A 16,338-nucleotide genomic window follows, 5' to 3' on the forward strand; every position below is an offset into this window, starting at 1 on the left:
TATGTTAACGCCAATTGAAATCCATAATAAGGAATTTCCTACAAAATTCAAAGGATATGATCCAGAAGAAGTAAATGATTATTTAGATGAAGTTATTCGTACAGTTGAACAATTAATTCGTGAAAATAAAGATTTAGAAAAACGTGTAAAATTCAATGAAGAAAAAGTTTCATACTTTAATTCTATTCAAGAAACATTAAATAAATCAATCATCGTAGCACAAGAAGCTGCTGACCGTTTGAAAGAAAATGCTCGTAAAGATGCAGAAATTATTATTTTCGAAGCTGAAAAAGAAGCAGAGAGATTATTAAAAGAAGCAGCTGAAAAAGCAACTGAAATCAATCGTGAAACAGATGTATTGAAGAAAGAAACACGTATGTTCCGTCAAAGATTACAAATTATGGTGGAATCTCAATTAGAAATGATTAAAAATGAAGAGTGGGATTTATTATTAAATAGCCATTCTAAAATTGAAGTATCTGCACCATCTATTGAATCAATTATAGCAGGTCGTGCAAAGAAAAATGAACAATTAATTGCACCAGAAGTAACGCCTACATTTACTCCAAGTGTGGAAGAAAGTAATCCAAATACACAAGAAATCATTCTTCCAACAGATGAAGTTATTACAGTTGGTGGATTCGAATAATCAAAAAACGTGATACCTCGTTAGTATCACGTTTTTTTTGTATGATTTTTCCAAATGGAATGTAAACGAAAAAGTGAGTCTACTGTAAAAATGGCAAGAGCAATCATTCCAGCTACAGAAATTGTACTCGATAAATAATAATGAGCTTTCACAGAATCCCCAGTTAAAAAAGCATAGGCTGTTCGATACATTCCAGCTCCTGGTACTAATGGGAAAAATCCTGGAATAAAAAATACAGTCACGGGAGCTTTGAAAAATCTTGCTGCTAAATGTGAAAGAAAAGCTACCGTAAGTCCACTATAATACGTGGATAGTTCCATTCCAGCACTATCTAAAAATAACAGATAAATCCACCAACCAATACCACCAATAAGAGCGGTATATTTAATTAAACGCTTTGGTACTTCAAATACAATACTACTAAAATAAACCGCAATGACTGAACTAATGACTTGAAACATCATAATGGATTTACACCTCCTCCAATTAATAGACCAATCGCTACCGCAATGGAAATCGATAGAGCAGTGACGGCTGCTTCTACCGCACGTGCAGTTCCAGAATTATAATCTCCTCGTAAAGTATCCCGAATAGCATTTGTAATAGCAGTACCTGGTACAGCAGGCATAATTGCACCAATAATTGGAATTCCAATATGGATTGTTGGAAATATCGTTTCTTGAAGATAACAAATAATGATAACCATTGGGATAATGGAAATTAAATTTGTAATAAACATCCCTAATCCTAATTTGGCATCCAGTTTATAAATAAATGGAAGTATAATAGCTGCTAATCCAGCAACAAACATTTCTAATAAAGTTGCTCCATAAAGGGCAGCATAGCACCCACACATAATAATTAATCCAATATTTTTCAACCAAGATGGATAATCTGATTCTTTTAAATTTTGAAATTTTTCATAAGCAGTGTCGATATCGATTTCTCCACTGACTAATTGACGAGAGATACTATTGACTTTATAAATTCGATTTAAGTTTGTATCTCGATTTGGAACACGACGGATTTCGGTAATACAATCAATGCAGTCATCGTCCAATGTTGCGAAGATTCCAGTAGCATTCGCAAATGCTTCGCAAGTGGCAAAATGAGAAGTAGATAAAATATAATTCATCGTTTCTTCTACACGATAACTTTCTGCATTGCATTCTAACATAATTTGACCTGCAAGCATGGCAGTATCCATCAATTTTTTAGCGTATTCTCGCATGATGAATCTCCTTTATAACGTAATAAGATTAGTATACCATAAGTTTAAAGTGTGTAAATAAGTCTTTCTATTTAACTGTGTTAATCATTAGACTATAACAGATGTAATTTTTTGAAGAATATTCTCTTAAACTAAAACTTAGTACTGTTTTTTATATGAGATTTGTTGTATCATAGTTTATAGAAAATAATTGGAGGGATAGTTGTGGAATTATTTGAAGAATTGTCAAGCAAGATTAAAGGGAAAGGATTAAAAATTGTTTTCCCAGAAGGAAGCGAACCTCGTATTTTAGGTGCTGTTGTACGTTTAAGAGCAGATGAATTATGTCATCCTATTTTATTAGGGAAAAAAGATGAAATTGAAGAAGTAGCGCAAAGACGTGGATTTAATTTACATGATATTACTATTATTGATCCAGAAACTTATGAAAACTTTGAAGCAGTAGTGGAAAGTTTTGTAGAACGTCGTAAAGGTAAAGCAACTCCAGAAGCTGCTCGTGAATTATTAAAAGATGTGACTTATTTTGGAACAATGATGGTACATATGGGATTAGCTGATGGTTTAGTATCTGGTGCGGTGCATTCTACAGGAGACACTGTACGTCCAGCTTTACAAATTATTAAAACAAAACCTGGTGTATCACGTACTAGTGGTGCGTTTATTATGATTAATAGTGATAAATCTAAGAAATATTTATTCTCAGACTGCGCTATTAATATTAATCCTAATGCGCAAGAGTTGGCTGAAATTGCTGTTGAATCAGCTAAAACTGCAGAATTATTTGGGATTGAACCTAATGTTGCTTTATTAAGTTTTTCAACGAAAGGTTCAGCAAAATCTGAAGAGGCTTTAAAAGTAGCAGAAGCTGCTCGTATTGCGAAAGAATTAGCTCCTAACTACAATATTGATGGGGAATTACAATTTGATGCTGCGTTTGTACCAAGTGTTGGTAAACAAAAAGCTCCAGATTCATCAGTAGCAGGGGAAGCTACAGTATTTGTGTTCCCTGAAATTCAATCAGGAAATATTGGTTACAAAATTGCGCAACGTTTCGGTAACTTTGAAGCAATTGGACCAATCTTACAAGGATTAAATAAACCAATTTCTGATTTATCTCGTGGATGTAACGAAGAAGATGTTTATAAATTAGCGATCATTACAGCAAACCAAGCTTTAATGGAAGCATAATCTGAAAATAACGAAAGCATGGAACAATCGTTTCATGCTTTTTTTGCGGTTACAGAAATCCTAGACTAAACTTTTCAAAGGTAGCACGGACGCAAGCAGCTTCGCTTTGCGAATCTCATTGCTAAAATTTGAGCCTGAGGTCTCAAATTTTCCGGTAACAGAATCTGGCTTGCCAGTTTCTGTTACTACTGCTACGGGAAAAGTGTAGTCTAGGGTTTCTGTTATGATTGTTACGTTTCTAAATTGTTTGTATACGTTCTGGACGTAGACATAAACTCTAGCCATGACTTTTCAAATGTAGTAACGGACGCCAGTAGCCCTAGCGGTCTCTTGGCTAAAATTTGAGCCTAAGGTCTCAAATTTTCCGGTAATAGAATCTGGTAACCCAGCTTCTATTACAACTGCTACGGGAAAAGTCTGTGCTAGAGTTTTTGTCATGATTTTTTCGTCGATACATGCTGTTATTGAAAAAACGTTCATCACATATAAAAGCAAGAAGCAAAAAAATTTTTTTGTAGTGAAAGTAATGGAAGGCAAGTTGGCTTCCATTACCGGTAAAAATCGAGACCGAGGCTCGATTTTTAGCTAAGAGACCGCAAGGGCTACTGCTGCTTCCACAAAAAAAGTGTTTTTCTTTCTTATTTATAATACATTAGGAAAAAATTTCAGTGAAAGACACCAATCCTATATAAAAGCAAGAAGCAAAAATATGTTTTGTAGTGAAAGTAATGGAAGCCAAGGTGGCTTCCATTACAGGTAAAATTTGAGACCGAGGCTCAAATTTTAGCCAAGAGACCCGCAGGGGCTACTGGCGACCTCACAAACAAAAAATATTTTTGCTTCTTGCTTTTATTCCGTAATAGGCTATCAATGCAAATTTTTATAAAAATATGGTACACTGAAAATAACATTGTGAAGAATTGAGGAGCCTATCGTGAAACAAAAATTATTACTAGTAGATGGCAGCAGCTTAGCCTTTCGTGCCTTTTATTCCATCTTAGATTTAAACCGATTTAAAAACCAAAACGGATTACACACAAACGCATTGTATTCATTCCACCGAATGTTCAAAACAATCTTAGAACAAGAAAATCCTACCCACGTATTAGTAGCTTGGGATGCAGGGAAAACAACTTTCCGTACAGAAATGTATGCAGAATACAAAGGTGGTAGAGCAAAAACACCAACAGAATTCAAAGAACAAATGCCATACTTCAACGTCTTATTAGACGCATGGGGAATCCCACATTATCGCTTAAACCAATACGAAGCCGACGACATTATTGGAACATTAGCTCACCAAGCATCTAAAGAAGGCTTTGAAGTAGTCGTCTTATCTGGAGACAAAGACTTAATACAATTAGCAACTCCAGAAATTACCGTTAAAATAACTACAAAAGGAGTAAGCGAATTAGTCGAATACACTCCAGCTTTTATCAACGAAAAATATGGACTAACACCAGAACAAATTATCGATATGAAAGGACTAATGGGCGACTCATCAGATAATTACCCAGGCGTAACAAAAGTGGGTGAAAAAACCGCTATTAAATTACTTCAAGAATACGGAAGTGTAGAGGGAATTTATGAACATGTCGAAGAAATGAAAAAAAGTAAGCTAAAAGATAATTTAATTCAAGATAAAGAATTAGCCTTTTTAAGTAAAACATTAGCAAGAATCGACATCAATTCTCCATTAGAAATTACCGTAGCAGATACCCTTCGAAAAGAAGAAAATGTCGAAGAACTAATAGCTTTTTATAAAGAAATGAGTTTTCAATCATTCCAAAAAGATTTGCTCAATAAAAAAGGTGGGCAAGTTGTTCAGGAAGAAAGTGTTGATAGTCTAAACGTTCAATGGATTGATACTATTTCAGAAAAAGAATTGAAAGATGCAACAACGGTTCATTTTGAATCATTTGATAACAACTATCATATTGCTCCAGTATTAGCAGTCGCATTCGGAACGGAAAAACAAGTGTATGTCACTTCTATTGAATCAGCTGTTCAGTCTGAAGCGTTTAAACAATGGCTAGCAGATGAAACCATTGAGAAAACAATGTTTGATACGAAAGCAATGAAAGTATTCGCAAACCGTTTTGGACTAACAGTAGCAGGTGCAAAATATGATGTGTCTCTATTAGCCTATCTAGTGGATGCCAATGAAATAGTCAATGAAATTTATGATGTAGCAAAACGATTTGGTATTTCATTATTGAAGACCGATGAAGAAGTATATGGAAAAGGTGTTAAAATAAAAGTTCCAGAAGAAAAAGAAGTATTTTGGAATCATTTAGCTGCAAAAATTTATGTATTAGCGACTGCTCCAAAACGTTTATTAAAACAATTGGATGAAAATGAACAAACTCAGTTATATTGGGAAATGGAATTACCGTTGAGTGATATATTAGCTCGTATGGAAATTCAAGGAATTCGAGTGGATCAGAATCGTCTAATCGAAATGGGACAACAGTTTGAAGAACGATTAACAGAAATTGAACAAACAATTTATGAATTAGCAGGAGAGGAATTTAATATTAATTCTCCAAAACAATTGGGTGTTATTTTGTTTGAAAAAATGAATTTACCAGTTATTAAGAAAACAAAAACGGGATATTCGACAGCAGTCGATGTATTAGAAAAACTAGCTTCCCAATCTCCAATTGTTGAGTGCATTTTAGAATATCGACAATTAGCAAAATTAAATTCAACATATGTTGAAGGATTACAAACTTATATTGATGAAAAAGGTAAAATTCATACACGTTTCGTACAAAACTTAACGCAAACAGGTCGTCTAAGTTCTCAAGATCCAAACTTACAAAATATTCCAATTCGTACAGAAGAAGGACGACAAGTTCGTTCAGCATTTTTACCAAGTCATCCTGAATGGAAACTACTTTCCAGTGACTACTCACAAATTGAGTTACGTGTATTAGCACATATGGCAAATGATGTGCATATGATTGAAGCATTTAAAAATAATATAGATATTCACACGAATACAGCGATGCGTGTATTTGGAATACAAAATCCTGAAGAAGTGACAAGTAGTATGAGAAGACAGGCGAAGGCTGTTAACTTTGGAATTGTGTATGGAATTAGTGATTATGGGCTCTCTCAAAATCTGAATATTCCACGTAAAAAAGCCAAAGAATTCATTGATCGCTACTTAGAAGAATTCCAAGGAGTCAAAGACTATATGGAAACTATTGTAGTGGAAGCACGTCAAAAAGATTATGTAGAAACATTATTCCATCGCCGTCGTTATCTACCAGAAATTCATTCGAGCAATTTTAACATTCGTTCATTTGCAGAAAGAACAGCGATGAATTCACCGATTCAAGGAACTGCTGCAGATATTTTAAAAGTAGCCATGATTGAGTTAGATAGAGAGTTGAAAGAACGAAATTTCCAAGCGAAATTATTATTACAAGTACACGATGAATTGATTTTTGAAGTGCCAAAAGAAGAAGTGGAAAGTTTACAAAGCTTAGTCGAAGAAGTGATGGAAAATGCGGTAAGCTTATCTGTACCATTAAAAGCAGATAGCAATATTGGCAATAACTGGTATGAAGCAAAATAGATTGACTATTTAGTAGAAAGGAAAACAGAATGAAGCATAAAAGAATTGTGTTTAAAGTAGGAACAAGTTCATTAACAAATCCTGATGGAAGCTTGTCACGTGCAAAAGTGAAAGCTATTACGCAACAACTAGCAGCTTTACATGAAGAAGGACATGAATTAATTTTAGTATCTTCTGGTGCGATTGCTGCAGGGTTCTCGTCTTTAGGGTTTAAAAAACGTCCAACAAAGATTGCCGATAAACAAGCTTCTGCTGCAGTAGGACAAGGATTATTATTAGAAGAATATACGTCTAATTTATTAATGAAAGGTATTGTTTCTGCGCAAATTTTATTAACTCAAGATGATTTTGTGGATAAACGTCGTTACAATAATGCTCATCAAGCGTTATCTGTATTGTTAACACGACATGCGATTCCGATTATTAATGAAAATGATACAGTGTCTATTGAGGAATTAAAAGTTGGTGATAATGATACATTAAGTGCGCAAGTAGCTGCCATGGTACAAGCAGATTTATTAGTTTTATTAACAGATGTTGATGGCGTATATAATGACAATCCTTCGAAAAATCCAGAAGCAAAACGATTTGATACAATTGATGAAATTACGAAAGAACTAGTCGAAATGGCAGGCGGAGCTGGTTCTAGCAATGGAACTGGCGGAATGTATACTAAAATTAAAGCAGCGACCATTGCGACAATGGCGGGTGTTCCTGTTTATATTTGCTCATCTTTAAAAGAACAAGCATTGATCGAAGCTGCTCACCAAACTGTTGATGGAACGTATTTTACACCGCAAGAAAAAGTGATGAAAACTCATAAACAATGGCTGGCCTTGTATGCAAAAAGTAAAGGGAAATTAGTCGTTGATGCTGGAGCAAAACAAGCTTTACAAGAAGAAGGAAAGAGCTTATTAATCTCAGGTGTGAAAGCAGTTGAGGGAGAGTTTTATGAATCCGAAATCGTGACAGTTGTAGATGAACACTATCAAGTGATTGGGAAAGGACAAACTCGTTTAAGTAAATACGCTATTGCACAACAATTATCGAAAAATAATCGAAAAGGAATTGTCATTCATCGAGATGATTGGATGACTATTTCTGGAGAATTAGCACTATTAGAACAAGAATTTTAAGGGGGCATGCATATTGACTACACAACAATTGTTAGAAACGGTTAATCGTTTTAAAAAAGAAATCAATATTGCTTCAACAACGTCAAAAAATGAAGCACTAGAAGCAATGGCTCTTGCATTATTAGAAGATACAGATGCTATTTTAAAAGCAAATGTATTAGACTTGGAAAAAGCAAAAGGACATATCTCAGAAGTAATGTTGGATCGTTTGAGATTAGATGAAGCTAGAATTCAAGCAATGGCTGAAGGCATTCGACAAGTCGCTCAATTACCAGACCCAGTGGGAGAAGTCATTGAAGAAACGGTTGGCGCACAAAACATTCAAATTAAGAAGAAAAGAGTGCCATTTGGTGTAATTGGAATTATTTATGAGAGCAGACCTAATGTTACATCCGATGCAGTGGCATTATCAATTAAGAGTGGAAATGCGGTTGTGTTAAGAGGTGGCAAGGAAGCGTATCAAAGTGCTTTTGCGATTGTGACAGCCTTGAAAAAAGGATTAGCAAAAACAAGTATTTCTCCAGAATGTATTCAATTAGTCAGTGATACAAGTCGAGAAAGTGCGATGGCATTAATGAAAGCAAAAGGCTATATCGATGTGTTAATTCCTCGAGGTGGTGCTGGATTAATTCGTGCAGTTATTGAAAATGCGATTGTTCCAGTCATTGAAACAGGTACTGGAATTGTGCATATTTATATTGATAAAGATGCAGATTTAGATAAAGCCATTAAAATAGTCGAAAATGCTAAAATGAGTCGTCCATCTGTATGTAATGCCATGGAAGTTTGTGTGGTTCATGAAGCTATTGCGCCTCAATTTTTACCATTACTAAAAACAACTTTAGTGGATAATCATACTCCGGCTGTTGAATTAAGAGTTGATGAAAAAGCAGCTCAATACATTTCAGGAGTGAAAGCTCAAAAAGAAGATTTTGACACAGAATTTTCTGATTATATTATGGCTGTAAAAGTCGTTAGTTCGATTGAAGAAGCAGTGGGTCATATTGAAACGCATAGTACTCATCATTCTGATGCAATTATTTCAGAATCAGATGATGCGATTGAATTCTTTACAACGAGAGTGGATAGTGCAGCTGTTTATGTGAATGCTTCTACTCGATTTACTGATGGTGGAGAATTTGGTTTAGGATGTGAAATGGGAATTTCCACTCAAAAATTACATGCTAGAGGACCGATGGGCTTAAAAGAAATGACAACTTATAAATACATTGTGTATGGAGAAGGTCAGGTGAGGTAAGATGAAAACCATTGGAATCATTGGTTTAGGAAATATGGGAAGCGTCATTGCGACAATTGCGGCTAAACATGAAACTTATCCAGTATTACTTGCGAACCGTACTCATGAAAAGGCAGTGAATCTAGCAGAGAACTTGAATGCTACAGCAGTTACTAATAGACAAGTTTTTGAACAGGCAAATGTGATTTTCCTTGGAGTAAAACCAAATCAAATTCAAGAGTTATTAGAAGAAAATAAAAATATCTTAGAGCGACGAGAGTCTATCCTATTGATTAGTATGGCTGCTGGAGTGACTTTAGAACAGTTAGAGTTAATGACGGATACGCGTCATCGTTGGATTCGTATGATGCCAAATACACCACTACAAGTAGAAGCAGGTGTGATTAGTTTTTCTCTTGGGAAAAATGTGACTACAACGTATAAAGAGGAATTTGTTCGTTTACTGCAAAGTGCTGGTCTATTAGTAGAATTACCAGAATCTCAAATAGATGCTGCTACAGCATTAGCAGGTTGTGGCCCAGCTTTTGTTTATATTTTTATTGAAGCATTAGCAGAAGCAGGAGTAAGTATGGGCTTATCTAGAGAAGTTGCGCTTCAGTTAGCGACCCAAACGGTGAAAGGTTCTGCGACAATGGTAGGTGAAACCAAAGAACATCCAGCTATTTTAAAAGAAAAAGTTTGTAGCCCAGGAGGGTCAACAATCGCTGGAGTGATTTCATTAGAACAAACAGGATTTAGATCAAGTGTCATCGAAGCGACTAGATGTGCTAAACAAAGAACAGAAGAATTAGGCAAGTAAAGAAGTTAAAATGAAATCAATTCTTACTCGATGTAAAAAAATAGTACAAAACTATGTGTTAAATAATCATATGAATTGAGTTTGTGAGATTTTTGTAGTATAATTTTCAAGGTTATAAAGAGGTTTAAGTGATGGAAATTCCCTATTAAAATGTATTCCATCACTTTCATTTTATTACAAATTGGAGGAAAACATGAAATTAAGAAATGATATTCGTAATATTGCCATTATCGCTCACGTTGACCATGGTAAAACAACATTAGTAGACGAATTATTAAAACAATCCGAAACACTGGATGCACGTACAGAATTATCAGAACGTGCGATGGACTCAAACGATATTGAACGTGAACGTGGTATTACGATTTTAGCGAAAAATACTGCTGTTCAATATAAAGGTACTCGTATTAACATTATGGATACACCAGGACACGCGGACTTTGGTGGAGAAGTAGAACGTATCATGAAAATGGTAGACGGTGTAGTTTTAGTTGTAGATGCTTATGAAGGAACAATGCCCCAAACACGTTTCGTATTGAAAAAAGCATTAGAACAACATTTAACACCAATCGTAGTAGTTAATAAAATCGACCGTGACGCTGCTCGTCCAGAAGAAGTAGTCGATGAAGTATTAGAATTATTTATTGAATTAGGAGCAGATGATGATCAATTAGAATTCCCTGTTGTTTATGCTTCAGCATTAAACGGAACATCTAGTATGTCTGATAATCCTGCAGACCAAGAACCAACAATGGATTATTTATTCGATACAATTATCGAACATATTCCTGCACCAATTGATAATTCGGATGAGCCTTTACAATTCCAAGTATCATTATTAGACTATAATGATTATGTTGGACGTATTGGTATCGGACGTGTATTCCGTGGAACTGTAAAAGTTGGGGACCAAGTTTCTCTATTAAAATTAGATGGAACTAAGAAAAACTTCCGTGTTACAAAATTATTTGGTTTCTTCGGATTAAATCGTTTAGAAATCAATGAAGCAAAAGCAGGGGACTTAATCGCTGTTTCAGGGATGGAAGATATCTTCGTTGGGGAAACTGTAACACCAGTAGATGCACAAGAATCATTACCAGTGTTACATATTGATGAACCAACATTACAAATGACATTCTTGACAAATAACTCACCATTTGCTGGACGTGAAGGTAAATTTGTAACGGCACGTAAAATTGAAGAACGTTTAATGCGTGAATTACAAACAGACGTATCTCTAAAAGTAGAACCAACGGATTCACCAGATGCATGGATTGTATCAGGGCGTGGAGAATTACACTTATCAATTTTAATTGAAAATATGCGTCGTGAAGGATACGAATTACAAGTATCTCGTCCAGAAGTAATCATTAAAGAAATTGATGGCGTAAAATGTGAACCATTTGAACGTGTACAAATTGATACTCCAGAAGAATATATGGGTTCAATTATTGAATCATTAAGTAACCGTAAAGGTGAAATGCAAGATATGCAACATAGTGAAAATGGACAAGTTCGTATCGTATTCTTAGTACCAGCTCGTGGATTATTAGGATATACAACTGAGTTCTTATCAATGACTCGTGGATACGGAATTATGAACCACACATTCGATCAATATTTACCATATATTGCTGCAAATATTGGAGGACGTAGAAATGGTGCATTAGTATCTACAGATACTGGTAAATCAACAACTTACGGAATTATGGGTGTTGAAGACCGTGGAGTAATCTTTACTGAACCAGGTACAGAAATTTATGAAGGAATGATTGTTGGTGAACACTCTCGTGAAAATGACTTAGCGGTTAATATTACGAAAGCTAAACAACAAACTAATATTCGTTCAGCAACGAAAGACCAAACTTCTGTGATTAAAACACCGAAGAAATTATCATTAGAAGAATCATTAGAATTCTTATCAGATGATGAATATTGCGAAATTACGCCAGAAACTATTCGTCTAAGAAAACAAATCTTAAACAAAGGTGAGCGTGAAAAGGCAAATAAACGTAAAAAACAAGCAGAAGCTGAAAATAATTAATAACAATAGAAACTGACTTTGCTAATAGTAGCTACGGACGCAAGCAGCCTCGCAAAAGCGAGTCTCATTGCTAAAATTTGAGCCTAAGGTCTCAAATTTTCCGACGATAAAATCCATAATGGATTTTATCGCTAGAGCTACTATGCAAAGTCTTTTCTATTTTGGAAACGTATATAACATTACTTTTGTTGGGGAAACTCTAAAACCTAGAGAAAATGGTACGAAGGATAAATCTTCAATTCCAGGATATAAATTTGTACGTACAGAAAAAGATAAAGAAGGAAATACTGTTCATATTTATAGTAAAGTAACTTCATCAACTCTTGAAGTGAAGGAAAAAGAAACTTTATATGTAGATGAAAATGGTAAAGAAATCCGTTCTCCTAAGAAAGGAAATCATTCAAAAGAAAATATTCCAGGATATGAATTCATTCGTACAGAAACTGAGTCAAACGGTAATGTACGTCATGTATATCGTCAAGTTGTTCATTCTGAATCTAAAGTAGAAACACCAACAACTGTGGAAGAACATAAGAATGAATTACCAAATACTGGTACTGGAGATGAGTTTACAATCTTCGGAGCAGCTGCGGCTTCAATTCTTGCGGGATTAGGAATTGCAATTCCAGGTAAGAAAAAAGAAGAGTAAAGATTTTTAGATTAACTTTACATCAATTTAGATTTTTATTAGTTAAATATAAAAATTCGAGGAAGAGCTCACCGTATTATGCGGGAGCTCTTTTTTCATATACATCATTAGAGGAGGATTGTTAAATTTTTTTCACAATATCGAGTGATATAATTTGACAAAATTTTCGGGGGGGGGTAGAATGAAATTTGTATATCTAAATTTTGAGAAAGGGATATTGATAGGCTTTTTCTACAGATTAAAATAAAAAACATGTAGAAAGTTTAAAAAGTATTTTATCTTAAAATTAAAAGTAGGTATTCTGTGCATGTTATTTTTATATAAAATAATATGCACAAAAGCTAATAAAAGTTATAAGAAATACATAAATATTATTCGGATTTTATTATAAGTTAAAATAGGGTTTTTATTTGAGTTGAACGGTAAAATTTGTTATAATATACAGGCTATTTTATTTAGGAAAAGGAGATGTAAAATTGTTTAAACGTAAAGAATATAAAGAAAAACAACTACGTTATTCGATTAGAAAAGTAAGTTTTGGGGCTGCATCAGTAGCGATATCAGCTTTATATTTATTAATGGGGAGTGCAGCAGTTTCTGCAAGTGAAGTTCAAGCAGTAAATGGTGACCAAACAACTGTAACAAACCCAACGGTAAAAGATAATGAGGATAAATCTCGAATTGAAAAACATGAAACTACAACAGAAGCAGCAAGTTCAGCGGTAGTAACTTTAGATAAAACATCATTAACAAAATTAATTGAAGAAATTGATGGGAAATTTACTAGCGGGAAATATGCTTCTAAAACAGAAGATAGTGTGAACAAATTAAAAGCAGCTTTAGAAGAAGCAAGAACAGCTTTAAGTAATGCGAAAGCACAAGCTGAATTAACACAAGCACACGCAAACTTAATTGTAGCAACAACAAAATTACAAACAAAACCAGAAGATAAAAAAGAAGCACCAGCAGTAGATACGACAAATGGAAAACCTACTGTAGGTAAAAAAGCAACGAATACTGAAAAAGCATCAGACTCTAACTCGATTGCAAACTCAGGTTCTAGAGATGAACGTAACGGAAAAGCATTGGATAGAAGTAATCCATTCCGTACGGATTCGTCTACTACGGATACAGATCCATCTGCGAACCAAACGTATACAGCTCCAGCTGAAAATGCCGATTTGAATGAAATTGCAAGTGAATTACAAAAATTACCGGATACAGTTCAGAATAATACAAAAATTCAAGATATGAATGACCTTGGAGATAAAACAGGAGTTGCAAGAGGTGATGTAAAAGAGATTCAAGAGTTTGGTGGTTGGAAAGCGATTAATCAACCAGATGGTACTCCGGGGAAATTTGCTATCGCAAGAAAAACGGAAAGTGGTATTTTCCCAGTTGAAACTGTAAATACAGTATATACTAATATTAACAGAGGACGGGCTGAATATTATGATACTTATGTAGGCGAACAAGCTTTTGATAGATCAAAAGACTATATGTTATTCTTAGGAAAAGTTAGAACTATTGCTAGTGAAACAGAACAAACATTTAATGGACAACCTTATAAAAGATCTGGTTTAGGAGGTAGTGATTCTTTTGCAATTAAGAGTTTTAATGGGATTGAGAAAACTTTTAAAGCTCATTCACCAGCAACTGGATCTAAGGTGAAAGTTGCCTTTAAAACAGGATTTACTGGAGATTTGAATGGTACAAAAGCCAATTATTTAGTTGAAGTAGTTTATCGTCAGAATAATAGTGAAGTAACTGCTTATACGTATAGTTTTGAGCCACAACCAAGAAAAACCTTAACAAATGAAAAAGGTATAGTAACACCAGCTAAGGATGGTACAGGAAGAGCGTTTGTACGAAGTGACTTTAATAATTACACTTTAAATAAAGCTGAAGTAGAGGCAAAAATGGCAGAAGCAGCTTATAAGCCAAATGGTCAAGCTGGTACGTTTACAAGTTCAGATATAGATTTACCAGTAGGAGTTACTGAGTATACAGTTCGAATTAAAGTGACAAATACAGAAAGAATGGGTATGGGATATCAGTCTCCATTGAGACATTATGCGTTACCTGTAACAGGATTAGACTTTTCAATTGAACAAGATACTCGAAAATTAGCTAAAAATTTACTACAAAGAGTTTACGATAAGTTAAAAGCAACTGAAGAAAGAGATATTAAAGGAAAAACTGAAGCTACTATTAATGCCTATAAAACACAATTAGAAAATGTTAAGAATTTATTAGACGGAGAATTGAGTTCTACCAGAACTTATAAAGATATCGTAACAGCTGTGTTAGCAGATCAACAAGCATTACGAACTGATAAATCAAAATTAACTGCTTCAAATAATAACCTATTAGGATTAATAAATGAAGATCCAGACCCAAGAATCGGTAAGACACCAATTTCGAAAGAACCTTATAATACTGCAAAAGATGAAGCAATAAAAGCTCGAGAAAAGGCTCAAACTATATTAGATCAAGAAAATCCAGATCCAGATGTAGTAGCTGCTGCTGTAAGTAAGCTAAATGAAAAATTAGCTGAGTTGAAAGCAGCAAAAGCTGAATTAGTAGTTGCTGCAACAGAAGCTCAAAAAACAAAACTAGCAGCAGATAAAGCGAAACTAGTAGAAGCAAGTAAAGAAGGAAAAACTCAAGATAGTATTAATGCGTATGAAGCAAAATATAATGCATTAAAATCAGAGTTAGATAAAGCGGTAGCAGCAGCAAATGATGTAGCAAATGCTCAAGAAAACGCAAGTAAAGTATCAGCATTAGAAGCACAAGAAAAAGTTACAGAAGTACTTGCTAAATTAGAAGAAGCTAAAGCATTATTAAAGGATAAAGCAACAGATGCACAAATAGCAGAACTTAAAAAAGCAGAAAAAGCATTAACACCAATTAGTGATGATAATTTAGGAAATAAAAAACCAACTAGTGTACAAAAGTATAAGGATGCTGTAGCTACAATTCAACCAGAATTAACAGAAACAAAAACAAAAGTAGCAGAACTTTTAGAAAAAGCTAAAACGGATAATGCAGCAAAAGAAGAAGCAGCTCAACTAATTTCAAAAGTTGATGCGTTAAAATCAAAATTAACTGATGCGGCAACACTACTAGAAGACAAAGCTAATACTGGTGGTTTAGAAACAGCTAAGAACGAACTAAAAGAAGCAGTAGCAGAAGAAGTAACAGCTGGAAAAACACCTGAAACAGTAGGATCATACAATACAGCGAAACAAGCAGCAGATGATGCAGTAAAAGCAGCAGAGGCAGTACTTTCAAATCCAAACGCAACACAAGAAGCAGTAAATGCAGCGTTACAAACTGTAACAGAAAAGAAAGCAGCATTAGCGGCAGCTAAAAAAGCGTTAGTAGAAGCAGCAACTCCAGAGCAAAAAACAACATTAGCAACGGATGCAGCAGCGTTAGTACCAGCAAGTAAAGAAGGAAAAACTCCTGAAAGTATCACAGCTTATGAAGCAAGATTACAAGAGTTAAATGGTGAACTAACAGCAGCAAAACAAGCAGCAGAAGCAATCGCAGCTAAAGGCGAAAACGCAAGTAAAGACGCAGCAATCGAAGCTCAAGCAAAAGTAAGTGCGATCAAAGCGAAATTAGCAGATGCGGCAACATTATTAAAAGATAAAGCCAACACATCAGCGCTAGAAACAGCTAAGAATGAGCTAAAAGAAGCAGTAGCAGAAGAAGTAACAGCTGGAAAAACACCAGAAACAGTAGGATCATACAATACAGCGAAACAAGCAGCGGATGAGGCAGTAAAAG

General features: G+C 34.7%; 11 protein-coding genes. 9 read left to right on the forward strand and 2 right to left on the reverse strand.

What is annotated here, in order from left to right:
• Window position 1: 1 nt before the first annotated feature.
• Window positions 2-649 (forward strand): DivIVA domain-containing protein, encoded by a 648-nt coding sequence (locus tag RWM24_RS03685; RefSeq protein WP_314111677.1) that lies wholly within the window; start codon window positions 2-4, stop codon window positions 647-649.
• Between the two features lie 26 nt (window positions 650-675).
• Here the strand turns inward: RWM24_RS03685 and RWM24_RS03690 are convergent, their stop codons facing one another.
• Both RWM24_RS03690 and RWM24_RS03695 read right to left on the reverse strand, forming a co-directional pair.
• Window positions 676-1,113: a threonine/serine exporter family protein gene (locus tag RWM24_RS03690; protein ID WP_314111680.1), complete on the reverse strand. Its 438-nt coding sequence runs from the start codon at window positions 1,111-1,113 to the stop codon at window positions 676-678.
• The gene (locus tag RWM24_RS03695; protein WP_314111683.1) at window positions 1,110-1,880 is read right to left on the reverse strand and encodes a threonine/serine exporter family protein; all 771 of its coding nucleotides are present in this window, start codon (window positions 1,878-1,880) and stop codon (window positions 1,110-1,112) included. The genes RWM24_RS03690 and RWM24_RS03695 overlap by 4 nt, the downstream gene beginning before the upstream one ends.
• A 204-nt stretch (window positions 1,881-2,084) precedes the next feature.
• Here RWM24_RS03695 and pta point away from each other — a divergent pair, with 204 nt between their 5' ends.
• The 8 genes from pta to RWM24_RS03735 form a co-directional block, all read left to right on the forward strand.
• Entirely contained in the window at window positions 2,085-3,068 is a 984-nt protein-coding gene (gene pta, locus RWM24_RS03700; protein WP_314111685.1) for a phosphate acetyltransferase, read from the forward strand.
• A 931-nt stretch (window positions 3,069-3,999) separates the two neighbouring features.
• Complete coding sequence (gene polA / locus RWM24_RS03705) at window positions 4,000-6,654, forward strand: DNA polymerase I (RefSeq protein ID WP_314111700.1); 2,655 nt, start codon at window positions 4,000-4,002, stop codon at window positions 6,652-6,654.
• A 29-nt stretch (window positions 6,655-6,683) separates the two neighbouring features.
• On the forward strand, window positions 6,684-7,790 hold the full coding sequence (gene proB, locus RWM24_RS03710; RefSeq protein ID WP_314111687.1) for a glutamate 5-kinase: 1,107 nt from the start codon (window positions 6,684-6,686) through the stop codon (window positions 7,788-7,790).
• A 10-nt stretch (window positions 7,791-7,800) separates the two neighbouring features.
• Window positions 7,801-9,048 (forward strand): glutamate-5-semialdehyde dehydrogenase, encoded by a 1,248-nt coding sequence (locus RWM24_RS03715; protein WP_314111702.1) that lies wholly within the window; start codon window positions 7,801-7,803, stop codon window positions 9,046-9,048.
• A gap of 1 nt (window position 9,049) precedes the next feature.
• Window positions 9,050-9,847, forward strand: a complete 798-nt coding sequence (proC, locus tag RWM24_RS03720) for a pyrroline-5-carboxylate reductase (protein WP_314111689.1) — start codon at window positions 9,050-9,052, stop codon at window positions 9,845-9,847.
• Window positions 9,848-10,040: 193 nt separating this feature from the next.
• Window positions 10,041-11,891, forward strand: a complete 1,851-nt coding sequence (gene typA / locus RWM24_RS03725) for a translational GTPase TypA (RefSeq protein WP_314111691.1) — start codon at window positions 10,041-10,043, stop codon at window positions 11,889-11,891.
• 142 nt (window positions 11,892-12,033) lie between these two features.
• Window positions 12,034-12,540 (forward strand): MucBP domain-containing protein, encoded by a 507-nt coding sequence (locus RWM24_RS03730; protein ID WP_314111692.1) that lies wholly within the window; start codon window positions 12,034-12,036, stop codon window positions 12,538-12,540.
• A gap of 476 nt (window positions 12,541-13,016) precedes the next feature.
• The coding region (locus tag RWM24_RS03735) for a YSIRK-type signal peptide-containing protein (RefSeq protein WP_314111694.1) at window positions 13,017-16,338 on the forward strand (3,322 nt) is incomplete at its 3' end.

Source organism: uncultured Granulicatella sp., from assembly GCF_963516875.1.
In the GTDB taxonomy this organism is placed as follows: Bacteria; Bacillota; Bacilli; order Lactobacillales; family Aerococcaceae; genus Granulicatella.